This is a genomic window from Serratia sp. Ser99 (assembly GCF_024519545.1).
In the GTDB taxonomy this organism is placed as follows: domain Bacteria; phylum Pseudomonadota; class Gammaproteobacteria; order Enterobacterales; family Enterobacteriaceae; genus Serratia; species Serratia liquefaciens.
The window spans coordinates 183,224-209,186 of record NZ_JALJRT010000010.1; the positions used below are offsets into that span (position 1 = coordinate 183,224).

Annotated in this window: 24 protein-coding genes; 15 read left to right on the plus strand and 9 right to left on the minus strand. The window is 56.7% G+C overall.

Translation table 11 applies throughout. The features are described 5' to 3' along the window. Positions 1-9 precede the first annotated feature (9 nt). The 4 genes from NR114_RS19525 to NR114_RS19540 all read right to left on the minus strand — a co-directional run bounded on the left by NR114_RS19525 (position 10) and on the right by NR114_RS19540 (position 6,535). Complete coding sequence (locus NR114_RS19525; protein ID WP_041414208.1) at positions 10-1,401, minus strand: amino acid permease; 1,392 nt, start codon at positions 1,399-1,401, stop codon at positions 10-12. Positions 1,402-1,501: 100 nt separating this feature from the next. After that, positions 1,502-3,037, minus strand: coding sequence for a histidine ammonia-lyase (gene hutH, locus NR114_RS19530; protein WP_116691277.1), 1,536 nt, complete (start codon positions 3,035-3,037; stop codon positions 1,502-1,504). Then, entirely contained in the window at positions 3,034-4,725 is a 1,692-nt protein-coding gene (gene hutU / locus NR114_RS19535) for a urocanate hydratase (RefSeq protein WP_234529151.1), read from the minus strand. The genes hutH and hutU overlap by 4 nt, the downstream gene beginning before the upstream one ends. 463 nt (positions 4,726-5,188) lie before the next feature. Next, on the minus strand, positions 5,189-6,535 hold the full coding sequence (locus tag NR114_RS19540) for an aromatic acid/H+ symport family MFS transporter (protein WP_046374496.1): 1,347 nt from the start codon (positions 6,533-6,535) through the stop codon (positions 5,189-5,191). Positions 6,536-6,856: 321 nt separating this feature from the next. Here NR114_RS19540 and queE point away from each other — a divergent pair, with 321 nt between their 5' ends. Next, positions 6,857-7,528 carry a 7-carboxy-7-deazaguanine synthase QueE gene (queE, locus tag NR114_RS19545; RefSeq protein WP_234529152.1) on the plus strand — a complete coding sequence of 224 codons (672 nt, stop codon included), beginning with the start codon at positions 6,857-6,859 and terminating at the stop codon, positions 7,526-7,528. A gap of 29 nt (positions 7,529-7,557) precedes the next feature. On the opposite strand, the gene queD is transcribed toward queE, so the two are convergent. Then, positions 7,558-7,917, minus strand: a complete 360-nt coding sequence (gene queD, locus NR114_RS19550; RefSeq protein ID WP_020825254.1) for a 6-carboxytetrahydropterin synthase QueD — start codon at positions 7,915-7,917, stop codon at positions 7,558-7,560. Positions 7,918-8,354: 437 nt separating this feature from the next. Between queD and cysJ the strand changes: the two genes are divergently transcribed. The 3 genes from cysJ (at position 8,355) to NR114_RS19565 (ending at position 12,674) form a co-directional block, all read left to right on the plus strand. Next, entirely contained in the window at positions 8,355-10,154 is a 1,800-nt protein-coding gene (gene cysJ / locus NR114_RS19555; RefSeq protein WP_234529153.1) for an NADPH-dependent assimilatory sulfite reductase flavoprotein subunit, read from the plus strand. Then, on the plus strand, positions 10,154-11,869 hold the full coding sequence (cysI, locus tag NR114_RS19560) for an assimilatory sulfite reductase (NADPH) hemoprotein subunit (RefSeq protein WP_174573751.1): 1,716 nt from the start codon (positions 10,154-10,156) through the stop codon (positions 11,867-11,869). The genes cysJ and cysI overlap by 1 nt, the downstream gene beginning before the upstream one ends. A 70-nt stretch (positions 11,870-11,939) precedes the next feature. After that, positions 11,940-12,674, plus strand: coding sequence for a phosphoadenylyl-sulfate reductase (locus tag NR114_RS19565; RefSeq protein ID WP_020825257.1), 735 nt, complete (start codon positions 11,940-11,942; stop codon positions 12,672-12,674). Between the two features lie 61 nt (positions 12,675-12,735). On the opposite strand, the gene NR114_RS19570 is transcribed toward NR114_RS19565, so the two are convergent. Continuing rightward, the gene (locus tag NR114_RS19570; protein WP_115060062.1) at positions 12,736-13,812 is read right to left on the minus strand and encodes an aminopeptidase; all 1,077 of its coding nucleotides are present in this window, start codon (positions 13,810-13,812) and stop codon (positions 12,736-12,738) included. Between the two features lie 260 nt (positions 13,813-14,072). Between NR114_RS19570 and cysG the strand changes: the two genes are divergently transcribed. From cysG to NR114_RS19595, 5 genes are all read left to right on the plus strand, one after another. Continuing rightward, entirely contained in the window at positions 14,073-15,503 is a 1,431-nt protein-coding gene (cysG, locus tag NR114_RS19575; RefSeq protein WP_046374491.1) for a siroheme synthase CysG, read from the plus strand. 9 nt (positions 15,504-15,512) lie between these two features. Further along, positions 15,513-16,421, plus strand: a complete 909-nt coding sequence (gene cysD, locus NR114_RS19580) for a sulfate adenylyltransferase subunit CysD (RefSeq protein WP_020825260.1) — start codon at positions 15,513-15,515, stop codon at positions 16,419-16,421. 11 nt (positions 16,422-16,432) lie between these two features. Beyond that, positions 16,433-17,860 (plus strand): sulfate adenylyltransferase subunit CysN, encoded by a 1,428-nt coding sequence (cysN, locus tag NR114_RS19585; RefSeq protein ID WP_234529154.1) that lies wholly within the window; start codon positions 16,433-16,435, stop codon positions 17,858-17,860. 1 nt (position 17,861) lies between these two features. Next, positions 17,862-18,491 (plus strand): adenylyl-sulfate kinase, encoded by a 630-nt coding sequence (cysC, locus tag NR114_RS19590; RefSeq protein ID WP_041414213.1) that lies wholly within the window; start codon positions 17,862-17,864, stop codon positions 18,489-18,491. Positions 18,492-18,576: 85 nt separating this feature from the next. Then, on the plus strand, positions 18,577-18,894 hold the full coding sequence (locus NR114_RS19595) for a DUF3561 family protein (RefSeq protein ID WP_020825263.1): 318 nt from the start codon (positions 18,577-18,579) through the stop codon (positions 18,892-18,894). 52 nt (positions 18,895-18,946) lie between these two features. Here NR114_RS19595 and NR114_RS19600 read toward each other — a convergent pair whose 3' ends face one another. The 3 genes from NR114_RS19600 to NR114_RS19610 form a co-directional block, all read right to left on the minus strand. After that, positions 18,947-19,669, minus strand: coding sequence for an amino acid ABC transporter ATP-binding protein (locus NR114_RS19600; protein WP_046374489.1), 723 nt, complete (start codon positions 19,667-19,669; stop codon positions 18,947-18,949). Beyond that, positions 19,653-20,372, minus strand: a complete 720-nt coding sequence (locus tag NR114_RS19605; RefSeq protein WP_044554269.1) for an amino acid ABC transporter permease — start codon at positions 20,370-20,372, stop codon at positions 19,653-19,655. The genes NR114_RS19600 and NR114_RS19605 overlap by 17 nt, the downstream gene beginning before the upstream one ends. 100 nt (positions 20,373-20,472) lie before the next feature. After that, complete coding sequence (locus NR114_RS19610) at positions 20,473-21,243, minus strand: basic amino acid ABC transporter substrate-binding protein (protein ID WP_048762527.1); 771 nt, start codon at positions 21,241-21,243, stop codon at positions 20,473-20,475. A gap of 405 nt (positions 21,244-21,648) precedes the next feature. On the opposite strand from NR114_RS19610, the gene ftsB reads away from it, so the two are divergent. The 6 genes from ftsB to NR114_RS19640 all read left to right on the plus strand — a co-directional run bounded on the left by ftsB (position 21,649) and on the right by NR114_RS19640 (position 25,822). Beyond that, positions 21,649-21,969 carry a cell division protein FtsB gene (ftsB, locus tag NR114_RS19615; protein ID WP_020825266.1) on the plus strand — a complete coding sequence of 107 codons (321 nt, stop codon included), beginning with the start codon at positions 21,649-21,651 and terminating at the stop codon, positions 21,967-21,969. A gap of 3 nt (positions 21,970-21,972) precedes the next feature. Further along, on the plus strand, positions 21,973-22,680 hold the full coding sequence (gene ispD, locus NR114_RS19620; RefSeq protein WP_046374487.1) for a 2-C-methyl-D-erythritol 4-phosphate cytidylyltransferase: 708 nt from the start codon (positions 21,973-21,975) through the stop codon (positions 22,678-22,680). Between the two features lie 10 nt (positions 22,681-22,690). Further along, a complete protein-coding gene (gene ispF / locus NR114_RS19625) occupies positions 22,691-23,164 on the plus strand; it encodes a 2-C-methyl-D-erythritol 2,4-cyclodiphosphate synthase (protein ID WP_004950274.1) in 474 nt (157 codons plus the stop codon). A gap of 4 nt (positions 23,165-23,168) precedes the next feature. Further along, positions 23,169-24,215, plus strand: coding sequence for a tRNA pseudouridine(13) synthase TruD (truD, locus tag NR114_RS19630; RefSeq protein WP_048762528.1), 1,047 nt, complete (start codon positions 23,169-23,171; stop codon positions 24,213-24,215). A gap of 225 nt (positions 24,216-24,440) precedes the next feature. Further along, the gene (gene surE, locus NR114_RS19635; protein WP_046374485.1) at positions 24,441-25,202 is read left to right on the plus strand and encodes a 5'/3'-nucleotidase SurE; all 762 of its coding nucleotides are present in this window, start codon (positions 24,441-24,443) and stop codon (positions 25,200-25,202) included. Continuing rightward, on the plus strand, positions 25,196-25,822 hold the full coding sequence (locus NR114_RS19640; RefSeq protein ID WP_020825270.1) for a protein-L-isoaspartate(D-aspartate) O-methyltransferase: 627 nt from the start codon (positions 25,196-25,198) through the stop codon (positions 25,820-25,822). Before surE ends, NR114_RS19640 begins: the two co-directional genes overlap by 7 nt. The last annotated feature ends 141 nt before the right edge of the window (positions 25,823-25,963 follow it).

Here is a 25,963-nt window from a genome sequence, read left to right on the forward strand (position 1 = left end):
CTCGTGAGACTAATACTGTGGTGAGGACGTGACGGGTGAACCCCCGCCTTTTTTACGTACCCACAACCAGTAAGCCAGGGTAAGGAAGGCTACCCACACCAACCCTACGTACAGGGCAATGCGGCTGTCTTCGAAGTAACCGAGCAGGCCGATGACGAACAGCATAAATATCGTCGCCAGTGCCGGTGCGACCGGCCACCAGGGAACCGGGAAGCTCAGCTTGCTGACCTCTTGCGGCGTCAGCGTGCGGCGCATGGCAATTTGTGACAGCAGGATCATCAGCCAAACCCAAACGGTGGCGAAGGTGGCGATGGAGGCGATAATCATAAACACCTGTTTTGGGATCAGGTAATTGAGCACCACCCCCAACAGCAGGGCAATGGACATCACCAGCACCGTCATCCAGGGCACGCCGTTACCGGTCAGGCGAGTGAAGCTTTTGGGTGCCTGACCTTCCTGCGCCATGCCATACATCATGCGGCCGGCACCGAAGATATCGCTGTTGATGGCGGAAATGGCGGCGGTGATCACCACCACATTCAGCACGTTGGCGGCGGAACTGATGCCCAGATTGCTGAAGATCTCAACAAACGGGCTGCCGTTTTGGCCGATGCTGTTCCAGGGATAGATTGCCATCAGCACCAGCAGCGTCAGCACGTAGAACAGCAGAATGCGAATCGGTACCGCATTGATCGCTTTCGGCAACACCTTCGCGGGGTCTTTTGCCTCGCTGGCGGTAATGCCGATGATCTCAATGCCGCCGAAGGCGAACATCACCACCGCCAGCGAAGCAACCACGCCGCCGATGCCGTTAGGCATAAAGCCACCGTGCTGCCACAGGTTGCTGAGGCCGGTGGCGTGCTGAGTCTGACCGAAGCCAAACAGCATCACCGCCGCGCCGCCGATGATCATCGCGACGATTGCCGCCACCTTGATCAACGACAGCCAGAACTCCATTTCGCCGAACACCTTCACGCTGCACAGGTTGAGCGCGCCGATGAACATGATGATGCTGAGTACCCACACCCATTGGGCAACGTCCGGGAACCACAGCCCCATATAGATGCCGAAGGCGGTAACGTCCGCCAGGGCAACAATCACCATTTCGAAGGTATAGGTCCAGCCGGTGAGGAAACCGGCCAAGGGGCCAAGGTAGTGGCTGGCATAATGACCGAAGGAGCCGGAGACCGGCTGATGCACCGCCATTTCACCCAGCGCGCGCATTACCATAAAGACCGCCGCGCCGCCGACCAGATAAGCCAGCAGCACCGCAGGGCCAGCCAATTGGATGGCTCCCGCGGAGCCGTAGAACAGACCGGTGCCGATGGCTGAGCCGAGCGCCATAAAGCGGATATGTCGCGCGTTTAGTCCGCGTCTGAGTTGTGTCGTTTCGTTACGCATGTTGCTTCCCGTCGAGTTTTTACGGCAGAACAGGCACGCGCTATCCGCACCGGGTGGAACGCACCCGGTGGGACAGAACAAACTGCGTGGTAGGTTTTATTTATGCCTGACTAGGCAGCAGCGCCGAAGGCATCAGCGAGTTCAGATGACCGGCCGCCAACAGCAGGCTGGCGGCTTCAATGTCGGGGGCGAAGAAACGATCCTTGTCGTAATAACTGACTTGCTCGCGCAGTATGCGGCGTGCCTGCTCCAGACTTTCGGTGGTTTTCAGGCCCTTGCGCAAATCCAACCCCTGGCAGGCCGCCAGCCATTCGACGGCCAGAATACCGCGCACGTTATCCGCCATTTCCCACAGACGGCGTCCTGCAGCCGGTGCCATGGAAACATGGTCTTCCTGGTTGGCGGAGGTCGGGATGCTGTCGACGCTGGCCGGATGCGCCAGCGCTTTGTTTTCACTGGTCAGTGCCGCGGCGGTAACCTGGGCAATCATAAAGCCGGAGTTCACGCCGCCGTTGTCCACCAGGAATGGCGGCAACTGCGACATGTGTTTATCCATCATCAGCGAGATACGACGCTCGGACAGCGAGCCGATTTCAGCAAATGCCAGCGCCAGATTGTCGGCGGCCATTGCGACCGGTTCGGCGTGGAAGTTACCGCCGGACAGGACATCGCCCTGTTCTGCGAATACCAATGGGTTGTCGGACACCGCGTTGGCTTCGACCTCCAGCACTTCGCTGGCCTGGCGGATCTGCGTCAGGCAGGCACCCATCACCTGCGGTTGGCAGCGCAGGGAGTAGGGATCTTGTACCTTTTCGCAGTTGCGATGCGAGTCGGACACTTCGCTGCGTTCGCCCAGCAGATGGCGGTAAGCGGCGGCGGCGTCGATCTGGCCACGTTGGCCGCGTACGGCGTGAATACGTGCGTCAAACGGGCTGCGAGAACCCAGAGCGGCTTCCACCGTCAGGCTGCCGGTGACCGTGGCTGCGGCGTACAGGTCTTCTGCGTCAAACAGGCCGCGCAGCGCGAAGGCGGCGGAAACCTGGGTGCCGTTCAGCAGCGCCAGGCCTTCTTTGGCCGCCAGCGTGAGCGGCTTCAGGCCTGCTTTGGCCAGTGCCTCGGTGGCAGGCAGCCATTCGCCTTGATAGCGGGCCTTGCCTTCGCCCAGCAGCACCAGACTCATGTGTGCCAGCGGAGCCAAATCGCCGGAGGCGCCCACGGAGCCCTTCAGCGGGATATGCGGATAGACTTCGGCGTTGACCAAGGCCATCAGCGCCTGGATCACTTCCAGACGGATGCCGGAGAAACCGCGCGACAGGCTGTTGATCTTCAACACCATAATCAGGCGAACCAGGTTGTCGTCGGTCGGCGCGCCAACGCCAGCAGCATGTGACAACACGATCGAACGTTGCAGATTTTCCAGGTCTTCAGGTGCAATGCGGGTAGACGCCAGCAGGCCGAAACCGGTATTGATGCCGTAGGTGGTGCGGTTTTCTTCGACAATGCGTTCAACGCAGGCCACGCTCTGCTGGATAGCGGCGTAGGCATTGTCGTCCAACGTCAGGGTCACCGGGTGTTGATAAACGTCGCGCAGTTGAGTCAGAGTCAGTTGGCCTGGGCGGATAGTCAGCGCTTTCATGCTTTGTCTCCTTGAGTCGCGGCCACCATCGGCAGGTTCAAACCTTGCTCACGGGCGCATTCAATCGCAATGTCGTAACCGGCATCGGCATGACGCATCACGCCAGTGGCAGGGTCATTATGCAATACGCGGGCGATACGTTCGGCGGCTTCGTCGGTGCCGTCACAAACGATAACCATACCGGAATGCTGCGAGAAGCCCATGCCGACGCCACCGCCGTGGTGCAGGGAAACCCAGGTCGCACCGCTGGCGGTATTGAGCAGGGCGTTAAGCAGCGGCCAGTCGGAAACGGCGTCCGAACCGTCCTGCATGGATTCGGTTTCACGGTTTGGGCTGGCGACCGAGCCGGAGTCCAGATGGTCACGGCCGATAACGATCGGTGCGGACAGTTCGCCACTGCGTACCATTTCGTTGAAAGCCAGGCCCAGCTTGGCGCGCTGGCCCAGACCGACCCAACAGATACGTGCCGGCAGACCCTGGAAGCTGATGCGTTCGCGTGCCATATCCAGCCAGCGATGCAAATGCTCGTCATCCGGGATCAGCTCTTTAACCATGGCGTCGGTTTTGTAGATATCTTGCGGATCGCCGGACAGTGCAGCCCAGCGGAACGGGCCGATGCCGCGACAGAACAGCGGGCGGATATAGGCAGGCACGAAGCCTGGGAAATCGAAGGCGTTGTTGACGCCCATTTCTTTCGCCATCTGACGAATGTTGTTGCCGTAGTCGAAGGTCGGTACGCCCATCTTCTGGAAGGCCAGCATGGCTTCTACGTGTTCAGCCATCGACTGCTTGGCGGCGGTCACCACCTGCGCAGGTTCGGTTTGTGCACGTTCGCGGTACTCTTCCCAGCTCCAGCCTTTTGGCAGATAGCCGTTCAGCGGATCGTGGGCGCTGGTCTGGTCGGTGACCATGTCCGGGCGCACGCCGCGGCGCACCAGTTCTGGCAGAATGTCTGCCGCATTGGCGCACAGGGCGATGGAGATGGCTTTGCCTTCGGCAGTGTATTTTTTAATGCGGACCAGCGCGTCGTCCAGATCCGTCGCTTGTTCATCGACGTAACGGGTCTTCAGACGGAAATCGATACGGCTTTGTTGGCATTCGATGTTCAGTGAACAGGCGCCTGCCAGCGTAGCGGCCAGCGGTTGCGCGCCGCCCATACCGCCCAAACCGGCGGTCAGCACCCAGCGGCCCTGCAGGCTGCCGTCGTAATGCTGGCGGCCCGCTTCCACGAAGGTCTCGTAGGTGCCCTGGACGATGCCCTGGCTGCCGATGTAGATCCAGCTGCCGGCGGTCATCTGGCCGTACATGGCCAGGCCTTTGGCGTCCAGTTCGTTAAAGTGTTCCCAGGTGGCCCAATGTGGCACCAGGTTAGAGTTGGCAATCAGTACGCGTGGCGCGTTGCTGTGGGTTTTGAATACCCCGACCGGTTTGCCGGACTGAACCAGCAGCGTTTCGTCTTCTTCCAACGTTTTCAGGGTGGCGACAATTTTGTCGTAGCAGTCCCAGTCACGCGCGGCGCGGCCAATACCGCCGTACACCACCAGCTCATGCGGGTTTTCCGCCACTTCCGGATCGAGGTTGTTCATCAGCATGCGCAACGGCGCTTCGGTCAGCCAGCTTTTTGCATTTAATTTTGTGCCGCGTGGCGCGCGTACATCGACATTGCGAACTTTGTTATTTGCAGTCACAGCATTTTCCTCAAACAGTATCGGTGCAGATCCCATGGTGCGGTGGGGTGAATCACCACGCCATAACAATGCGTAGGGTTTATTAACATATACTTGTATGTACAAGCATATGCAACACCGACCAGTGGGCGGCTAAAAAGGCATAAGAGAAAGTTATTTTTGTTTTAAATCAATGTGATAGTTTCTGTTTTGACGCCTGAGCTATTAGGCTCGCACTGAAGAACAGTGAGCTATTCAACAAAAATGAATTAAAAATGGGTCATTTTTGAGCGGCAAATCACAATAAATTTACATACCCATTACAAGTTAGGGCGAGCGATAAAAAAGTCCTATCGCTGGAGGGGGGGAAGACGTTGACAGAGTGCTGTGTTGTTTTGAGGTAGGGGCGCCGCATGCTGCGCCCAATAGCATAATCAATGGGTTAAATCGGGTCGAACATGTTCGACCCCTACCGGTTTAACCCTTATACGGGTTTGTCAGCCGGTTGCAGCGTCGCTCTTCGGGTCATTTTGAAAACTGTAGCGATGGCGGCGATCAGCGCCGGCACGCACAGGAACATCAAAATGCTCTGCACTTCCCATTGCATGGCCAGCAACTGTGCCCCCATCATGGTGCCCGCCACGCCGCCAAAGCGGCCGATGCCCTGCATCCAGGCTATGCCGGTTGCGCGACTGTGGGTCGGGTAGAAAGTGGCCGCCAGCGTTTGCAGACCGGATTGCGCACCGTTCATGGTGATGCCCATCAGGAAGATAAACGTACCCAGCAGCACGATATGGCTGTCCTCGGTCGCCATTGCCACAATCAGCAGGGCGGTAATGACAAAGCCGCTCGACACCACCTTATGGGCGTTCCAGCGGTCCATCAGCCAGCCGGCCACCAGAATGCCAAGCGTGCCGCCGAAGGTGAACAGCGAGGTCAAAATGGCCGACTGCTCCAGTTGATAGCCCAGCCCCTGCATCAGGATCGGCATCCAGCTCAGCAGCACGTAATAAATTACCAGGCCCATAAAGTACGTCAGCCACAGCATCAGCGTGCCGGTCAGATAAGGGCGGGTGAACAACAGGCCGACGCTGGTTTTGGACTGTGCCAATTTCTCTTCATACAGATAAAAGCGCGTCACGTTATCGAGATTCTGGCTGACAAAACGCTGGGCAATACGTTTGATTTTTGCCGCATCTTTGCCGCGGTTTACCATGTATTTCACCGATTCAGGCAGGAACAGGATCAACAATACCGTCAGCGCCAACGGAGCGATCGCCCCCAGCAACAGCACGCTATGCCAGCCATACGCCGGGATCAGCCAAGACGAAATCGCACCACCGCCGGCCGCACCCAGCGGGAAGCCGCAGTACATGGTGTTAATAGCCAACGAACGACAGCGTTGTGGCGCATATTCGGAAATCAGCGTGATGGCATTCGGCATCGCCGCCCCTAATCCCAGGCCGGTGAGGAAGCGCCACAGCGTCAGGCTATTGAGCGAGCCGGCGTAGGCGGTAGCCAGGCTCGACAGGCCGAAGAACAGACAAGAAAACACCAGCACCCGTTTGCGGCCGATACGATCGGAAATCGGTCCGGCGACCAGAGCGCCAAGGGACAGGCCCAGCAGCGCGGCGCTCAGCACCGGGCCCAGATCCTGTTTAACAATGCCCCAGTCTTTGGCGACCGAAGGAGCGATATACCCCATGGCCGCCGTGTCAAAGCCATCAATGGCCAGGATCAGGAATCCCAAAATGATCAAGGTCCAGTGAAACAGCGAAAATTTGCTGTCATCGATGGCCTGCTGAATATTCAACTCGGTGGAATGAGCCATGGCAACCTCTAACGCAGATGTGATTGTGTGGATAAATCGCCGGAACTGATGCCCGGCTTGTGCTTGCCTGTATATACATCTGCGCGCAGGCGCTTTATGTCAAATATATTTATCTTATGCGTTAAATAAATGTTGTTTTTGCGAAGCAGATTACATCGTAAACACAAGGGGATTGCTCAGTAAGCAAATAAAATGAAGCGGATAGCCGGTGAGATACGCTGGCGAAGGCGGGTAGGATAAAATTTAATACAATTTCGCCCGTTTGGTCGCCGGGCTGGAATCTGCGATAATCCCTTTTTACCTTTCCAGATTGAGAAACCGATGCAGTACCCGATTAATGAAATGTTCCAAACCTTGCAGGGCGAAGGCTTTTTCACCGGCGTTCCAGCCATCTTTATTCGCTTGCAGGGCTGCCCGGTAGGATGCAGCTGGTGCGACACCAAACATACCTGGGAAAAGGAAGCCAATCGGGAAGTCGATATGCAGCGGATCCTGGTGAAAACCGAAGAGAGCGACGCCTGGGGCAGCGCCAACGCCGAGCAGCTGTTGGCGGTGATGCGTCAACAGGGTTATACCGCACGCCACGTGGTAATCACCGGCGGCGAGCCCTGCATCTATGATCTGACTCCGCTGACCCAGTTGCTGGAAGACAACGGCTACGGCTGCCAGATTGAGACCAGCGGCACCCACGAAATCCGGTGTTCGGCGAAAACCTGGGTGACGGTATCCCCCAAGGTGAATATGCGCGGCGGCATGAAGGTGTTGGATCAGACTTTGCAGCGCGCTGATGAAGTGAAGCACCCGGTTGGGCGTGAGCGCGATATCGAAGCATTGGATGTGCTGCTGGCGACGCTGCATGATGAGAAGCCGCGTATTATCGCGCTGCAGCCGATCAGCCAGAAGGAAGAGGCAACTCGCCTATGCATCGAAACCTGCATTGCGCGCAACTGGCGGCTGTCGATGCAGACCCATAAATATCTGAACATCGCATAAAATTCAGGGCGCCATTGGGCGCCCTTTCTTTAACCTTTATACACGCATCCCGCGGTACAGGTTTCTTTCACCATCACCGCAGTCAGCTCCGGCAACTGGGGTTTGAGCTGTTGCCAGATCCAGGCGGCAAGCACTTCGCTGGTGGGATTTTCCAATCCTGGAATATCGTTCAGATAATGGTGATCCAGGCGCTCCCAAATAGGGGAGAACACGGCTTTAAGCTCGGCGAAATCCATCACCCAACCGGTATGTGCATCCACTTCACCGGTTACTTCCAGACGCACCATAAACGAATGCCCGTGCAGACGGCCACATTTATGGCCCTCAGGTACGTGCGGCAAACGGTGTGCGGCTTCAAACTGAAAATCTTTAAACAGCGTGGTTGCCATTATTACGGCCTCATTGACTCAAAAACCGCCGAAGTTTACCGGAAACGGAGCCTGCTTGCCATTTATACCGCTATGGTCTACCGCTGCTGTGGTCAATGCACGGTTAACACTTTTTTTGTTTGCTACCGACTGGACCTATCGGTTGGGGTAATGAGTGGTAAATGCGATTCATTCAAATAACGTTAAAAAAACAGCTTTATTTTCAGTGCGATAAAAATCTCTGCTTAGCGCTTTAAGCACTATCCGTTACCAGAAAAACAGCTTAGTCATTTTGGTTATTAATTATTTCTATCCCTTATTTAATCGTTGCTATTGTGCTCGGTAACCTTACAAACTCTCCTGATCTTTTCAGGACCGCAGACTGAACGAAAAGACAGCGACTGACACTGGCGAGCACCTGGCTGGATAGGTGCCAAGTATAGGAAATAAGTACTGCAATGACGACTCAGGCTCCTCCAACATCGATGCTCCCGCTGACACCCGAACAGCTGGCGCGCCTGCAGGCGGCGATTGGTGAATATTCACCGACGCAGCTGGCGTGGCTGTCAGGTTATTTCTGGGGAATGGTTAATCAACAGCCTGGTGCGGTAGCCATTGCGCCGCCTGCCGCCGCTGCCGCCAGCATCACGCTGATTTCCGCCTCGCAGACCGGCAATGCTCGCCGCCTGGCGGAACAATTGCGCGACGATCTGTTGGCCGCCAAGCTGAGCGTCACGCTGGTTAACGCCGGCGACTACAAATTCAAGCAAATTGCCCAGGAACGTCTGCTGGTGATCGTCGCCTCCACCCAAGGGGAAGGTGAGCCGGCGGAAGAGGCGGTTGCCCTGCATAAATTCCTGTTCTCCAAGAAAGCGCCGAAGCTTAACGAAACCGCGTTTGCGGTCTTTGGCCTGGGGGACACTTCCTACGAAAACTTCTGTCAGTCGGGTAAAGATTTCGACGGCAAACTGGCCGAACTGGGCGCTGAGCGTCTGGTCGAGCGGGTAGATGCCGACGTGGAATATCAGGAGCTGGCTACCGCCTGGCGTAAACAGGTGGTGGAGGTGTTGAAAGCGCGCGCCCCGGCTGAAAATGCCGCACCGGGCGTGCTGGCCAGCGGTGCGATTGACCTGATCGACAGCAGCCCGTACAGCAAAGAACAGCCGCTGACCGCACAACTGGCAGTGAAGCAAAAAATTACCGGCCGCGCCTCAGACAAAGACGTGCGCCATATTGAAATCGACCTGGGTGATTCCGGTCTGCGTTACCAACCGGGCGATGCGCTGGGCGTGTGGTTCGATAACGACCCGGCGCTGGTGGATGAACTGGTGCAACTGCTGTGGCTGAAGGGCGACGAACCGGTGGAAGTGGAAGGAAAAACCTTGCCGCTTTCGCAAGCGTTACGCAGCCATTTTGAACTGACGCAGAACACCACGCTAATCGTCGATAAATACGCGGCTCTGTCGCGCGACGAGAAGCTGATTGGTTTGTTAGCGGATAAAGCCGCGCTGCAGCATTACGCGCACAACACGCCAATTGTCGACATGGTGCGACAGGCGCCAGCCGATCTTAACGCCGAGCAGTTGATTGGCCTGCTGCGTCCGTTGACGCCGCGCCTGTATTCCATTGCCTCGTCGCAAGCCGAGACCGAAAACGAAGTACACGTGACCGTCGGCGTGGTGCGTTACGACATCGAAGGGCGCGCCCGCGCAGGCGGTGCCTCTAGTTTCCTGGCCGATCGGCTGGAAGAAGATGGTGACGTGCGGGTGTTCATCGAACATAACGACAATTTCCGCCTGCCGGCCAACCCGGAAACTCCGGTGATCATGATTGGACCAGGCACGGGCATTGCGCCGTTCCGCGCCTTTATGCAACAGCGTGATGCTGACGGTGCCGGCGGCAAGAACTGGTTGTTCTTCGGCAACCCGCACTTTACTGAAGACTTTTTGTATCAGGTCGAATGGCAGCGCTATGTGAAAGATGGCCTGCTGACCCGCATCGATCTGGCCTGGTCACGTGACCAGCAGTATAAAGTCTATGTCCAGGACAAATTGCGCGAACAGGGCGCGGAAGTGTGGCGTTGGATCCAGGAAGGCGCGCACATTTACGTCTGTGGCGATGCGAACCGCATGGCAAAAGACGTGGAAAACACATTACTGGAACTGGTGGCCGAGCACGGTGGCATGGATACCGAGCTGGCGGATGAATTTTTAAGTGAGCTGCGCCTTGAGCGCCGTTATCAGCGAGATGTCTACTGATGAGTGATAAACACCCGGGGCCTCTGGTGGTCGAAGGCAAATTGGCCGATGCCGAGCGTTTGAAGAAAGAAAGCAACTTCCTGCGCGGCACCATCGCCGAAGACTTGAAGGATGGCCTGACCGGCGGTTTTAACGGTGACAACTTCCTGCTGATCCGCTTCCACGGAATGTACCAGCAGGACGACCGTGATATCCGCGCCGAACGCGCCGAACAGAAGCTGGAACCGCGCCACGCCATGATGCTGCGTTGCCGTCTGCCGGGGGGGATTATTTCCCCACAGCAGTGGCTGGGCATTGATAAATTCGCGCAGGAAAGCACGCTGTACGGCAGCATCCGCATCACCAACCGTCAGACTTTCCAGTTCCATGGCATTGTGAAGGGCAACGTTAAGCCGGTTCACCAGCTGTTGGGTCGTCTGGGATTGGACGCGCTGGCTACGGCTAACGACGTCAACCGCAACGTGCTTTGCACCTCTAACCCGGTGGAGTCCGAGCTGCACCAGGAAGCCTACGAGTGGGCGAAAAAGATCTCCGAACATCTGCTGCCGCGTACCCGCGCCTATGCTGAAGTGTGGCTGGATCAGGAAAAAGTGGCGACCACCGACGAAGAACCGATCCTCGGGGCGACTTATCTGCCGCGCAAGTTCAAAACCACGGTGGTGATCCCACCGCAAAACGACGTCGATCTGCACGCCAACGACATGAACTTTGTCGCTATTGCCAAAAACGGCAAGCTGGTGGGCTTTAACCTGCTGGTAGGTGGCGGCCTGTCGATTGAACACGGCAACAAGAAAACCTATGCGCGCAAGGCCAGCGAATTTGGCTATATCCCGCTGGAACATACGCTGGCGGTCGCCGAAGCGGTGGTAACTACCCAGCGCGACTGGGGTAACCGTACCGATCGCAAGAACGCCAAAACCAAATACACGCTGGAACGCGTTGGGGTTGATACCTTCCGTGCCGAAGTGGAAAAACGGGCCGGTATCACCTTTGAACCGATCCGCCCGTACGAATTTACCGGCCGCGGCGATCGCATTGGCTGGGTTAAAGGCATTGATAACCAGTGGCACCTGACGCTGTTTATCGAGAATGGTCGTCTTCTGGACTATCCGGGACGCCCGTTGAAAACCGGCGTTGCCGAGATCGCCAGGATCCACAAAGGGGATTTCCGTCTGACGGCCAACCAGAACCTGATCGTTGCCGGCGTACCGGAAAGCGAGAAGGCGAAGATCGAAACGATCGCTCGTGAACACGGATTGATCGACGACGGGGTCAGCGTGCAGCGTCAAAACTCGATGGCCTGCGTATCCTTCCCGACCTGCCCATTGGCGATGGCGGAAGCCGAGCGTTTTCTGCCGGCGTTCGTCACTAAAGTGGAAGGGATTCTGCATAGCCACGGTGTGGGTGACGAGCACATCGTATTGCGCATTACTGGTTGTCCGAACGGCTGTGGCCGCGCGCTGTTGGCGGAGATTGGCCTGGTGGGTAAAGCGGTTGGCCGCTATAACCTGCATTTGGGTGGCAACCGGGAAGGTACGCGTATTCCGCGCATGTACCGTGAAAATATCAACGAAGAAGAAATTCTGCGAGAGATTGACCAACTGGTGGGCCGCTGGGCCACAGAGCGTAACGCGGGCGAAGGCTTTGGTGATTTCACTATTCGCGCCGGGGTGGTCAAGCCGGTAATTGATTCGGCGCAGGATTTCTGGGACTGACGCCGTTTGGCCCCGCTTTCACCGGGGGCCGATCCGCGCGGTATGATTCAAGCATCAGGAGGCTGGCAACATGGCTGAATTCGATCTGGCGGCGCTGAATGCGCTGCCCAAGTCTGGGCAGGCGTTGGCACTGGCGGTAGTTAATGGCCAGTTGGAAACGCTTTCCGCCGAGCAACGTGTGGAATGGGCGCTGGAACATCTGCCCGGCGAGTTTGTGCTCTCTTCAAGTTTCGGCATTCAGGCAGCGGTATGTCTGCATTTGGTTACGCGGATCAAACCGGACATTCCGGTGATCCTCACCGATACCGGCTATCTGTTCCCGGAAACCTATCAGTTTATCGATCAACTGGTCGACAAACTGAAGTTAAACCTGCAGGTGTTTCGTGCCGAGCAGTCGCCCGCCTGGCAGGAGGCTCGCTACGGTAAACTGTGGGAGCAGGGCGTTGAAGGTATTGAAAAATATAACCTGATCAACAAGGTTGAGCCGATGAACCGCGCATTGGAAACTCTGGGCGGGCAAACCTGGTTCGCTGGCCTGCGCCGCGAACAATCCGGCAGCCGCGCCAATCTGCCGGTACTGGCGGTGCAACGTGGGGTGTTCAAGATCCTGCCGATTATCGACTGGGACAACCGCAAGATTTATCAATACCTGACCGAGCACGGCCTCAGTTATCACCCGCTGTGGGAACAAGGCTATCTGTCAGTGGGTGACACTCACACCACGCAGAAGTGGGAACCAGGCATGAGCGAAGAAGAAACTCGTTTCTTTGGCCTGAAACGTGAGTGTGGCCTGCACGAAGGCTAATCACGTATCAACATCGTCAAAGGGCTCAGCATTCGCTGGGCCCTTGGCGTTTTCAGAGAGACTACTTTTTCTGTTTTTGTGCTTTGGGTGGGTGCGCCTGAGCCAGTTCTTTAATCAGCGGCAGCAAAATCTGCACGCTCTCGCGGCTGCGCTTGTCGATGCGCCCTGGCAGATTGCGTTCCAGATATTGCAGGTTATCGTACTGCGGGCGATGCCAGGTGATGCCCTGCGGAAAGTGCGGACTCACGGCACGTTGCTGATAACCGTCTTTATCGCCCAGTGACCAGTTGGTGGCTTCGACCGACAGCACCGGGATACCTGCTTTATCAAACACTTCCTGATCGGAACAGCAGCCGGTGCCTTTCGGGTGTGCTTTGCTGCCCGGGTTGGTGGCGGCAGCGATGCCGTAGCGGTGGGCAATATCCAGTGCGCGATCGCGGCTCTGTTTCGCCAGCTTTGGCGGCGTATTGAGACCGGCGTTGAAATACAGACGATCGCCGGTAATCAGGCTGTCGAGGTTAATCACCAGTAGGGTATTGCGTTTCTCTTCGTCGCTCATGCGCTGCAGGTAGTTCTGCGCGCCCAGTGAACCCAGTTCTTCGGCGCTGGTGGCGACAAAGCGCAGGCCGTAAGCGGTGGGGATGTTCTTAAGGCGTTCCGCCAGTTCCAGCATAACGCCGACGCCAGAGGCATTGTCGTCGACGCCCTGCAGCGTCAAGCCGCCGAGATTGTTGTCCAGATCGGCGTCACTTCGCGGCGTGTAGGTATCGAAATGCGCCACGATCAGAATCTGCTGAGGAAGGCTGCCATTTTTAGCGGCGATCACCGAGCTGGCGGTGATGTTATTCCAGTTCTTCTTGCCGTCTTTACTGGTGTACAGATAGCGGGTGTTGAAACTGCGGATATCGCTCTGATACCCCATCTTGCTGAACTGCTGTTTCAGATAGTCTGCGGTGAGCAATTCTGCCGGGCTACCGGCCATGCGGCCAGGAAAATAAGTGGCGATGTGGCGAGTCTGCTCGGCGGCGAATTTGCCCATCGGGGCCTCTTTTGCGGGCTGAGTGGCGGCCGAAACGCTGAAAACACCGCCGAGCGCTGCCACCAGCAGGCCGGTCTTCAGGTAAAAACGGGAAAACATACCGAAAAATCCTTCTTTGATATCGACAAGACCGATTATTTTTGCGGTGTCCAGTATGAGACGGTCGGCAAGATTAAACAATTTCTCCCGCTCTTAAATTTGGCGTAAATGCGCAAACCTTAGTCGCAATTATCGCCGGTTAAGCCGTGTGCTGCGGCCTATATTCCATAAAGTAACTAGTCATTCCTTTTCGTCATTTCAGAGGCCAAATCTCAGCCCGTATAGTCACACTATCATTCTGCATATATGAAAAGGCTGTTGTGGACTATCTACCTATATTTGCCGACCTGAAACAACGCCCGGTGTTGGTCGTTGGCGGCGGCGAAGTGGCTGCGCGCAAAGTGGATCTTCTCCTGCGCGCCGGGGCTGAAATACGGATAGTTGCGCAGTCACTCTCACCCATACTCGAAGAACTGCATCAGCAGGGGCGTATCCGCTGGCAGGGGCAGGCTTTTGCCGCTCAGCAATTGGATGAGGTGTTCCTGGTGATTGCCGCAACCGACGACAGCGCGCTGAATGCCGAGGTGTTTGCCGAAGCGGATAAACGCCGGGTGCTGGCTAACGTGGTCGACGATCAGCCGCGCTGCTCGTTCATCTTTCCGTCGATTATCGATCGTTCACCGCTGGTGGTTGCCGTCTCTTCCAGCGGCCAGGCGCCGGTGCTGGCACGTATGCTGCGTGAAAAACTCGAAGCTTTGTTGCCCGCCAGTCTGGGGCAGATGGCGGAGGTGGCCGGGCGTTGGCGCGGCCAGGTAAAACAGCGACTGAATGCGATCGGCGAACGTCGTCGCTTCTGGGAAAAAACATTCGGCGGACGTTTTGCCACGCTGGTGGCCAATGGCCAGTCCGCACAGGCCGAGCGGCAGTTGGAGCAGGATTTACAGCAGTTTGCCCAGGGCGGCGAAGGCACCCAGGGCGAAATTGCGCTGGTGGGCGCAGGGCCGGGCGACGTGGGGTTATTGACCCTGCGCGGGCTACAGGTGATGCAGCAGGCCGATGTGGTGCTCTACGACCATCTGGTCAGCGATGAGATTCTGGATCTGGTGCGTCGCGATGCCGAGCGCATCTGCGTGGGCAAACGTGCCGGAGCACACTCGGTGATCCAGGAAGAAACCAACCGCCTGTTGGTGGAACTGGCGCAGCAGGGCAAGCGCGTGGTGCGTTTGAAAGGCGGAGATCCCTTTATCTTTGGCCGCGGCGGCGAAGAGCTGCAGGTGGCCGCCGCTGCGGGCATTCCGTTCCAGGTGGTGCCGGGCGTTACCGCGGCGGCCGGCGCAACGGCCTATGCCGGCATTCCGCTGACGCACCGCGATCATGCGCAGAGCGTGACTTTTATTACCGGCCACTGTCGTCCCGACGGTGACGGGCTGGATTGGGCAGACTTGGCGCGAGCGCGTCAGACTCTGGCTATCTACATGGGCACCATGAAGGCGGCGGACATCAGCCAGCGCCTGATAGCCCACGGACGCGCGGCCACCACGCCGGTGGCGGTGATCAGCCGCGGCACGCGTGCGGATCAGCTGGTGCAAACCGGCACGCTGCAACAGCTTGAAAAATTGGCTCAACAGGCACCTTTGCCGGCGCTGCTGGTGATCGGCGAAGTGGTAGAGCTGCATCATCAAATTGCCTGGTTTGGGCATCAACCGCAGACGGAAGGGGCATCGCGGCCCGCCGTCGTGAATTTGGCTTAAGGATCTGTTATGGACGAAAAACGACTCACTCATTTGCGGCAATTGGAGGCGGAGAGTATCCATATCATCCGTGAAGTCGCCGCTGAATTCGGCAACCCGGTGATGCTCTACTCCATCGGTAAAGACTCTTCCGTGATGCTGCATCTGGCGCGTAAAGCCTTTTTCCCGGGTACGCTGCCGTTCCCGTTGCTGCATGTGGATACCGGTTGGAAATTCCGTGAAATGTACGAATTCCGCGATCGCACTGCAAAAGAGTACGGTTTTGAACTGCTGATCCACAAGAACCCGGAAGGCGTGGCGATGGGCATCAACCCGTTCGTTCACGGCAGCGCCAAGCATACCGATATCATGAAAACCGAAGGCCTGAAGCAGGCGCTTAACAAATACGGTTTTGATGCCGCCTTTGGCGGTGCCCGCCGTGACGAAGAGAAGTCACGCGCCAAAGAGCGTATCTATTCATTCCGTGACCGCTTCCACCGTTGGGACCCAAAAAACCAGCGTCCGGAGCTGTGGCACAACTACAACGGCCAAATCAACAAGGGCGAGAGCATTCGCGTGTTCCCGCTGTCGAACTGGACCGAGCTGGATATCTGGCAATACATCTTCCTGGAAAAAATCGACATCGTGCCGCTGTATCTGGCAAAACCGCGTCCGGTGGTAGAGCGCGACGGCATGTTGCTGATGGTGGACGACGATCGTATCGATCTGCAGCCTGGCGAAGTGATCAGCCAGCGCATGGTGCGTTTCCGCACGCTGGGCTGCTGGCCGCTGACCGGTGCGGTGGATTCCGAAGCGGAGACGCTGCCGGAGATCATCGAAGAGATGTTGGTGTCCACCACCAGTGAGCGCCAGGGGCGGATGATCGACCGCGATCAGTCCGGCTCGATGGAGCTGAAAAAGCGTCAAGGGTATTTCTAAGGAGCCGCCGGATGAACAATGCAATTGCACAACAAATCGCTGAGCAGGGTGGGGTCGAATCTTACCTGCATGCGCAGCAACACAAAAGCCTGTTACGGTTCCTGACCTGCGGCAGCGTCGATGACGGCAAAAGCACCCTGATCGGTCGCTTGCTGCATGATACCCGTCAGATCTACGAAGATCAGCTGTCTACGCTGCACAGCGACAGCAAACGCATCGGCACCCAGGGCGAGAAACTGGATTTGGCGCTGCTGGTCGATGGCCTGCAGGCCGAGCGCGAGCAGGGCATTACCATCGACGTGGCCTATCGCTATTTCTCGACCGAAAAGCGCAAATTTATTATTGCCGATACGCCGGGGCATGAGCAGTACACCCGAAATATGGCGACCGGGGCCTCGACCTGCGATCTGGCGATCCTGTTGATCGACGCACGCAAAGGGGTTCTGGATCAAACCCGCAGGCACAGTTTTATCGCCACGCTGTTGGGCATTCGCCATCTGGTGGTGGCGGTCAATAAAATGGACCTGGTAGATTACCAAGAGTCGGTGTTCGAACAGTTTAAACAGGACTATCTGACCTTCGCCCAGCAGTTGCCGAACGATCTGGACATCAAGTTTGTGCCTTTGTCGGCGCTGGATGGCGACAACGTGGCCAGTGAAAGCGCCCAGATGCCTTGGTACAGCGGCCCGACGCTGCTGCAGGTGCTGGAGAGCGTGGATGTGATCAGCGAACGCGAGACGCAACCGCTGCGTTTCCCGGTGCAGTATGTCAACCGTCCTAACCTGGATTTCCGGGGCTATGCGGGCACGCTGTCCGCCGGTGTAGTGCGCGTAGGACAACGCGTGAAGGTATTGCCTTCCGGCGTGGAATCTACCGTAGCGCGTATTGTGACCTTTGATGGCGATCTGCAGGAAGCGGTGCCGGGCGAGGCGATCACGCTGGTGCTGGCAGATGAAGTGGATATTAGCCGCGGCGATCTGCTGGTCGATGCTGGGGAAACCCTGAAAGCGGCACAAAGCGCGCTGGTGGACGTGGTGTGGATGGCTGAAAAACCACTGTTGCCGGGCCAAAGCTATGACATCAAAGTGGCCGGCAAAAAGACCCGTGCGCGGGTAGAAGGCATACGCCACCAGGTGGAAATCAACTCGCTGGCGCAGCATCAGTCGGACACTTTACCGCTCAATGGTATCGGTCTGGTCGAACTGACCTTCGATGAACCGCTGGTGCTGGACAGCTATCAACGCAACCACGATACCGGTGGGCTGATCTTTATCGATCGCCTGAGCAACGTCACCGTGGGGGCTGGCTTGATCCGCGAAACCTTGCAGGACGCTCAGGCATCAGCCGGCGACTTCAGCGCATTTGAAATGGAACTGAATGCTCTGGTGCGTAAACACTTCCCACATTGGGGCGCGCGCGACCTGATTGGGGGAAAATAACGTGACCGACGCTCAACTGCGGCCGACAGGGCCGGATGATGACAACGTGGTCTGGCATCCGCATGCGGTAACGCGTGCGGATCGCGAAGTCCGCAACGGCCACAAAGGCGTGGTGCTGTGGTTTACCGGGCTGTCCGGTTCGGGCAAATCTACCGTCGCCGGCGCGCTGGAACAGGCACTGCACGCCCACGGTGTCAGCACCTATCTGCTGGATGGCGACAACGTGCGTCACGGCCTGTGCCGCGACCTGGGTTTTTCCGACGACGACCGACGCGAGAATATTCGTCGCGTGGGCGAAGTGGCGAAACTGATGGTGGACGCCGGCCTGGTGGTGTTGACCGCTTTCATTTCCCCACATCGCGCCGAACGGCAGATGGTGCGTGAACTGCTGGATGAAGATCGTTTTATCGAGGTGTTTGTCGACACGCCTTTGGCGGTTTGTGAAGTGCGCGATCCGAAAGGATTGTATAAAAAAGCCCGTGCCGGCGAGCTGCGTAATTTCACCGGCATCGACTCGGTTTACGAGGCGCCGCAACGGCCGGATATTCACCTTGATGGCCAACAATTGGTAACAAATTTGATTGCGCAATTGTTAGACGTGCTGCGTGGTCGGGCTATTATCAAACCCTGAATTCAGAAAAGCGTGTGGCGTTTTTGCGTCATACGCTTTTTACGCTAAGCCCGCCGGAGAGCGCGCCGAATAACCAGGGATCGCTATGCAAAATGTCTCGCCTATCTTGATTGACGCAAACCAGGAGAAAGAGGAGCCCTCTTATTCTTTCCTGGGCGGTGTCTGCGGCTTTGTTTTCTACTGGCTGGCCTTCGCAGTGCCGTTTTTGGTTTACGGCTCCAACACCCTTTTCTTCCTGCTCTACACCTGGCCGTTCTTCCTGGCGCTGATGCCGGTTTCGGTGTTGATTGGCATCACGCTCAGCATGCTGCTGCGTGGCCGGTTGATTTTTACGCTGTTGCTGACCGGGACCATCGTTCTGTGCCTGTTCTGGCTGGTGTTCAGCTTTTTGACTGGTTGGTGAGGGAAAGGGCGCAGTCGCCTGCGCCCGAAGCATTGCAAAGCCGTGCCGAAGGTTACAAAACTTTGCTCAGAAAAGCCTGAGTGCGCGGATTGGCCGGCTGGCTGAAAATCTGCTGTGGCGAACCTTCTTCCTGAATGATCCCTTGATCGATAAACAGCACCCGATCGGCCACTTCCCGGGCAAAGCCCATCTCATGCGTCACCACCACCATCGTCATGCCTTCGTGCGCCAATGACTTCATCACCGCCAGCACTTCGCCGACCAGCTCGGGATCCAGTGCGGAGGTCGGTTCGTCGAACAGCATGATTTTCGGTTCCATCGCCAGCGCGCGAGCAATGGCGACCCGCTGTTGCTGACCGCCGGACAGGCTGTTGGGATAAGCGTCGATTTTGTCCAGCAGGCCCACCTTTTGCAGCAGCGCCTCTGCCCGCAGTATGGCCTCTGCGCGCGACAGCTTTTTCACGCCCATCGGCGCCATGATGATGTTTTCCAGCACCGTCATGTGCGGGAACAGGTTAAAGCGTTGAAACACCATGCCGACGCTCTCACGCATTTTATTGAGATCGGTTTTCTGGCTGTGTATGGCAAAACCGTTCACCAGGATCTCACCGCCGGACAGCGTTTCCAGCGCATTGATACAGCGCAGGAAGGTACTTTTACCGGAGCCGGACGGGCCGATGACGCAGACCACTTCGTTGGCTGCGATTTCGCAGGAAATACCACGCAGCACGTGGCTTTCGCCGAATTGTTTTTGCAGGTTATGTACGCGAATCACTTTTCCCGAACCTCTTTTCCATGTGTTGCACCATCAGCGAAAGCAGGAAGGTGAGGACCCAATAGACCAGCGAAATGGTCAGGTAGGGCTCCCAATAGGTGGCATAGGCGCCGGAAACCGTGCGGGCGGCATAGGCCAGATCGGCAAGACCGATGGCGGAGGCCAGCGAAGAGTCTTTGACGATGGCAATGGCATTGTTGCCCAGCGGCGGCAGCATGCGGCGAAACGCCTGCGGCAGGATCACTTTGCGCATGGTTTTGCCGTAGCTCATGCCCAGCGAACGCGAAGCTTCCATCTGACCGCGATCGATAGACTGAATGCCGGCGCGGAAAATTTCCGAGACGTATGCACCCGCGTTCAGCGTAATCGCCACCACGCAGGAGAGAAATGCGCCGTAATCGGAGCGCAACGCGCGGGCGAAATCGGTGCTCATCAGGCCGCTGGTGACCAGCAGACCGTCACGTGGGTTGATAAACAGCGGTACCAGCGCGAAATGCACCACCATAATCTGGACAAACAGCGGCGTACCGCGGAAGGCGCTGATGTAGATGCGCACCGGCCACTGAACGCCATAATGCAGTATCGGTTTCCAGATGCCGTGTGGTGCCTGCGCCAGACGGCCGAGCCCGAGGAGCAGCCCCCAGGTGGTGCCCAGTATCACGCAGATAATGGTGCATTTGATGGTCATCCAGGCGCCTTCCATAAACAGCGGGGCGTACTCCTGGATTATCTCCCAACGGAAATTCAAGGTCGGATCCTTCTTAAAAAGTCTTCAGACTGCTGTGTTGACGAACGACGATCGATTATTCGGCGGGCAGCGTGGGGACGTTGCTGTCAAACCAGGTCTGGTAGATTTTGGCGTAGGTGCCGTCGGCGATGATTTTCTTCAGGCCGGCGTTGATTTTGCCGCGCAGTTCGTCATTGCCTTTGGCCACGGCGATACCGAAATACTGACGTTCGAATTTGGCATCGGACACCAGTTTGAACTCTTTTTCCGGATGGGTTTTGATATAGAACTTGGCCACGCCGACGTCGCCCACGGCCGCGCCGATACCGTCTTCATACAGCTCTTGCAGCATTAACGGGGTATTGTCGAAACGTTTGATGGCGGTGTTGTTTTTGCCTAACACGTCGGACACCACGATGTCGCCGGTGCTGGAGTTGACTACGCCGACCTTCAGCGCTTTCAAGGCGGCAATCGAGTCTACGCCAGAGTCTTTGGGGACCACGATAGCCTGCTCTGCCGGGAAGTAAGGTGCAGAGAAATCAACCATTTGTTTGCGTTTATCGGTAATGGTGATGCCGGAAATAATGATGTCGCGATCGCCGGAGTTCAGCGTGGCGAAAATACCTTCCCACGGCGTATTCACCAGTTTGACCTGAAAGTTCTCGGCCTTGGCTACCGCCTTGATGATATCGATATCAAAGCCTTCCAGCTGTTTGCTGCTGTTTTCGAATTCGAACGGACGGTAGGTGCCGCCAGAGCCGACGACGTAGGTAGGTTCAGCCGCCAGGACGGAGGCCGACAGGGTGGCAGCCAGACAGGCGCCAATCACAACTAAAGATTTAAACATCGCTATCCCCGGTAATTAAAAATGATTCATTGGATTTATTTATGCACTATGAGTGCATAAAAATAATCTTTAATGAATAAAAACACAACTCCTACCTGATGATGAAATTTTTAATGGTGTTAAATATGCAGTTTTTGCTTGTCGCTGGCGAATGCTTTGGTGAAATCAGCGGGTAGCCAGTTTTTCTTACTGCATAACCGTAAAAAACGTTGAAGGGGAAAATGTTGCGGCCCAGGGTGGTTTTTCTGTGATGAAAGTGGTTTTTTTTGCCGCTTTCGAAGTGAATTTAGGTTATAAACTCAGGAAATTCTCATCCTACTCTGAATTTGGCGGCGAAATGCCGTTCTCTGTGTGGAGTCCAACGAAAAGTTGTGGGATGATTGGTCGGTTTTTCAGGGGGCGGAGATGGGAAAACTTACGCTGCTATTGCTGGCATTGCTCGGTTGGTTACAGTATTCACTGTGGCTGGGCAAAAATGGTATTCACGATTACGTGCGGGTCAATGAGGATGTTGCGCTCCAACAGGGCAGCAATGCTAAATTGAAAGCGCGTAACGATCAGCTGTTCGCCGAAATCGACGATTTGAACGGCGGTCAGGAAGCGATCGAAGAGCGTGCGCGCAATGAGCTGAGCATGATTAAGCCCGGTGAGACTTTCTATCGTCTGGTTCCTGACCAATCCAGACGCAACGCGGCGTCCGCCTCGCAAAATAACCTACAAAAGTAACGCATGAATCACTCCGCAGGAACCTTTCCATCGGTGATCGCCGTCCTGCCCGCTGCCGGTATTGGCAGCCGCATGCAGGCTGATTGCCCAAAGCAATATCTAACCATCGGCCATCAAACCATTCTCGAACACGCGATCCACGCGCTGTTGCGCCATCCGCGTATTTCGCAGGTGATTGTGGCGATAGGCCCCGACGATCAGCAGTTCCACCAGTTGCCGATAGCGCAGGATCCCCGCGTGCAGGCTACCATTGGCGGGCAGCAACGCGCCGACTCGGTAATGGCCGGCTTGCAGCTGGCCGGCGAGGCTAAATGGGTGCTGGTGCACGACGCGGCGCGCCCCTGTCTGCATGCCGACGATCTCGACCGCCTGTTGGCGATTACCGAACATAGCGACGTAGGGGGCATTCTGGCGGCGCCGGTGCGTGACACCATGAAGCGCGCAGAGCCTGGCCACGGGGCCATTTCTCATACGGTAGAACGTCAGGACCTGTGGCATGCGTTAACGCCGCAGCTGTTCCCACTGGCGTTGCTCAAGCAGTGCCTGCAGCGCGCGCTGGATGACGGAGCGACGGTGACCGACGAGGCGTCGGCCCTGGAGCACTGCGGCTATCATCCGCTGCTGGTCAATGGGCGTTCGGACAATATTAAGGTCACGCGGCCGGAAGATTTGGCGCTGGCGGCATTCTATTTAACTCAGTTAGACAATTAAGGAGCGCATCATGCGTATCGGCCACGGTTTTGACGTACATAAATTTGGCGGCGAAGGCCCGTTGGTGATCGGTGGCGTTCGTATTCCTTATGAAAAAGGTTTGCTGGCCCATTCCGATGGCGACGTAGCACTGCACGCCGCGACCGATGCCCTGCTGGGCGCGGCGGCGCTGGGGGATATCGGCAAGCTGTTCCCGGATACTGACCCGGCCTTCAAAGGTGCCGATAGCCGCGAGTTGCTGCGCGAAGCCTGGAAACGCATCCGTGCCAAGGGCTATCGTCTGGGCAACCTGGACATCACTATTATTGCCCAGGCCCCTAAGATGGCACCGCATATCCCGCAGATGCGCATTTTCCTGGCGGAAGACCTGCAATGCCATATGGACGACGTTAACGTTAAGGCTACCACCACCGAACAACTCGGTTTCACCGGGCGTGGTGAGGGTATTGCCTGCGAAGCGGTTGCCTTGTTGATCAAGGAATAAGCGCATGGATATGGCTAACCTGACCTGGCTGCATGGCCAGCCGCAAAGCACCGGCGTGCTGAAGGCCAACCCGGAAGATTTCGTGGTGGTGGAAGACCTGGGCTTTGAGCCGGATGGCGAAGGCGAACACGTGCTGGTGAACATCCGCAAAAACGGTTGTAACACCCAGTTCGTCGCCGATTACCTTGCGCGCTTTGCCGGTATTCATGCCCGCTCCGTCAGCTACGCGGGCTTAAAAGATCGTCATGCGGTAACCGAACAGTGGTTCTGTTTGCATCTGCCAGGGAAAGAGACGCCGGACTTTACCCAGTTCTCACTGGAAGGCTGTGAAGTGCTGGCCAGCGCCCGCCACCTGCGCAAAATGCGGATTGGCACCTTGAAAGGCAATGCCTTTACTCTGGTGCTGCGTCATATCTCCGATCGTCAGGATGTAGAACAACGTCTGCAGGCGATTGAGGCCGGCGGTGTACCGAATTACTTCGGCAGTCAGCGCTTTGGGCGCGGCGGTAACAACCTGGTGATGGCGCGACGTTGGGCGAATGACGAGATCCGGGTGAAAGAACGCAGCAAGCGTAGCTTTTATCTTTCTGCCAGTCGCAGCGCGCTGTTTAACCTGATCGCCAGCCGGCGATTGGCCAATCAGCAGCAACATACCGTGCTGGAAGGGGATGCCCTTCAGCTTAGCGGTCGTGGCAGTTGGTTTGTTGCCAAACCGGAAGAGCTGGAAGCGTTGCAGCAACGCCTGGAAGCCGGTGAGCTGATGATCACCGCTCCTTTACCCGGTGATGGCGAACCGGGCACCGCCGGGGAAGCGTTGAGCTTTGAACAGCAGTGTCTGCTGGAACAGCCGGAGCTGATGTCGCTTTTAAAGCGCGAACGCGTAGATCCGGCCCGCCGAGCCTTGCTGTTACAGCCGAAAGATATGCAGTGGGACTGGTGGGACGATGCCACCGTCGAACTGCGTTTCTGGCTGCCGGCCGGCAGTTTCGCCACCAGCGTGGTGCGCGAAATTATGCGGCAGGACAGTAGCGATGCGGATATTAGCGAGTAATAATCAAGAAACCTGCGCAAGCAGGTTTTTTTTCGCCAGAAGAATGACTCGTGGCGGTTCAGCCTTGAGTTCCCTGCCTTTTCCCATGGTCACTGGACATGGCGGGGGCAGTAAACATAATATCTGCTGATTAAGCGCCTCCTTTTGGGCGGTCATACCGAGTAGTTAAATCCCAGGCTGCGTTGAGCGGTGCCTGGTTGAGAGATAAAAAGAAGACAACCTCTTATGCGGATATTGCTGAGTAATGACGACGGTGTTACCGCCCCAGGCATTCAGGTGCTGGCGGCAGCGCTGCGAGAGTTTGCTGAGGTGCAGGTTGTGGCACCCGATCGTAACCGCAGCGGTTCTTCCAATGCGCTGACGTTGGAATCCCCATTGCGCACCCTGACGATGCCCAATGGGGATATCGCCGTACAGCAAGGAACACCGACCGATTGCGTATACCTGGGAGTGAATGCCCTTATGCAACCTGCGCCGGATATCGTGGTTTCCGGTATCAATGCCGGCCCCAATCTGGGCGATGACGTGATCTACTCCGGCACCGTGGCTGCCGCTATGGAAGGGCGCCATTTGGGCTTGCCTGCGCTGGCCGTATCGTTGAACGGCCATCAGCATTATGCAACCGCGGCGGCGATCACCTGCCGGGTGCTGCGCGCCCTGTTGCGTGAACCGTTACGTACCGGAAAAATTCTGAATATCAACGTACCGGATTTGCCGTTGGACGAGATCAAAGGCATTCGCGTGACCCGCTGCGGCAGTCGCCATCCGGCCGACAAAGTGTTCTGCCAACAGGATCCTCGTGGGCAAAACCTTTACTGGATTGGGCCTCCGGGTGATAAGTTTGATGTCGGGCCGGACACGGATTTCGCTGCGGTAGAACAGGGTTATGTCGCGATTACACCCTTGCAGGTGGATTTGACCGCTTATGCGGCCCAGGATGTAGTAAAAACGTGGTTAACCAAAGCAGGGGTTGGCGGGGAATGGTGAACAAGCGTATGCAAACATTGCTGACGCAACTGCGTCAACAAGGGATCCAGGACGAACGATTACTGCGGGCCATTGAGGCAGTGCCGCGTGAACGCTTTGTTGATGAAGCGCTTGAACACAAAGCTTATGAAAATACGGCGCTGCCTATCGGCTCAGGTCAAACGATCTCCCAGCCTTATATGGTGGCACGGATGACCGAACTCTTAAACCTGACGCCCACATCCAGGGTATTGGAGATCGGCACGGGTTCCGGTTATCAAACCGCCATACTGGCGCACCTGGTGCAGCATGTGTGCTCCGTTGAGCGTATCAAGGGATTGCAATGGCAGGCGAAACGTCGCCTGAAGCAACTCGACCTTCACAATGTTTCTACTCGTCACGGTGACGGTTGGCAGGGGTGGGCTTCGCGGGGGCCGTTCGATGCCATTATTGTCACCGCCGCACCGCCGGAGATCCCCCCGGCGTTGATGGAACAGCTAGACGACGGCGGTATTTTGGTTTTGCCGGTCGGTGAGCAGGCTCAGATCCTCAAGCGTATTCAGCGCCAGGGGAATGAATTTACTATCGATATCGTCGAAGCGGTGCGCTTTGTACCACTGGTGAAAGGCGAACTGGCCTAGCGATTGTCTGAATTTTCGACAGGATATGAAATCTGTTGCACTTTCATCACCTCCGGTTAAGGTTTTAGCGTTTCAATAAAACTAATTTTCAATACAATTGCCTTTCTGCGCAGTTGTCTTATGGTGCAGCAGCGCTAATGT

Coding starts and splice junctions, on each gene's coding strand:
- NR114_RS19525 (WP_041414208.1), bottom strand. CDS start 1,401: ATGCGTAACGAAACGACACAACTCAGACGCGGACTAAACGCGCGACAT.
- hutH (WP_116691277.1), bottom strand. CDS start 3,037: ATGAAAGCGCTGACTATCCGCCCAGGCCAACTGACTCTGACTCAACTG.
- NR114_RS19540 (WP_046374496.1), bottom strand. CDS start 6,535: ATGGCTCATTCCACCGAGTTGAATATTCAGCAGGCCATCGATGACAGC.
- queE (WP_234529152.1), top strand. CDS start 6,857: ATGCAGTACCCGATTAATGAAATGTTCCAAACCTTGCAGGGCGAAGGC.
- queD (WP_020825254.1), bottom strand. CDS start 7,917: ATGGCAACCACGCTGTTTAAAGATTTTCAGTTTGAAGCCGCACACCGT.
- cysJ (WP_234529153.1), top strand. CDS start 8,355: ATGACGACTCAGGCTCCTCCAACATCGATGCTCCCGCTGACACCCGAA.
- cysI (WP_174573751.1), top strand. CDS start 10,154: ATGAGTGATAAACACCCGGGGCCTCTGGTGGTCGAAGGCAAATTGGCC.
- NR114_RS19565 (WP_020825257.1), top strand. CDS start 11,940: ATGGCTGAATTCGATCTGGCGGCGCTGAATGCGCTGCCCAAGTCTGGG.
- NR114_RS19570 (WP_115060062.1), bottom strand. CDS start 13,812: ATGTTTTCCCGTTTTTACCTGAAGACCGGCCTGCTGGTGGCAGCGCTC.
- cysD (WP_020825260.1), top strand. CDS start 15,513: ATGGACGAAAAACGACTCACTCATTTGCGGCAATTGGAGGCGGAGAGT.
- cysN (WP_234529154.1), top strand. CDS start 16,433: ATGAACAATGCAATTGCACAACAAATCGCTGAGCAGGGTGGGGTCGAA.
- NR114_RS19595 (WP_020825263.1), top strand. CDS start 18,577: ATGCAAAATGTCTCGCCTATCTTGATTGACGCAAACCAGGAGAAAGAG.
- NR114_RS19605 (WP_044554269.1), bottom strand. CDS start 20,372: ATGGAAGGCGCCTGGATGACCATCAAATGCACCATTATCTGCGTGATA.
- NR114_RS19610 (WP_048762527.1), bottom strand. CDS start 21,243: ATGTTTAAATCTTTAGTTGTGATTGGCGCCTGTCTGGCTGCCACCCTG.
- ftsB (WP_020825266.1), top strand. CDS start 21,649: ATGGGAAAACTTACGCTGCTATTGCTGGCATTGCTCGGTTGGTTACAG.
- ispD (WP_046374487.1), top strand. CDS start 21,973: ATGAATCACTCCGCAGGAACCTTTCCATCGGTGATCGCCGTCCTGCCC.
- ispF (WP_004950274.1), top strand. CDS start 22,691: ATGCGTATCGGCCACGGTTTTGACGTACATAAATTTGGCGGCGAAGGC.
- truD (WP_048762528.1), top strand. CDS start 23,169: ATGGATATGGCTAACCTGACCTGGCTGCATGGCCAGCCGCAAAGCACC.
- surE (WP_046374485.1), top strand. CDS start 24,441: ATGCGGATATTGCTGAGTAATGACGACGGTGTTACCGCCCCAGGCATT.
- NR114_RS19640 (WP_020825270.1), top strand. CDS start 25,196: ATGGTGAACAAGCGTATGCAAACATTGCTGACGCAACTGCGTCAACAA.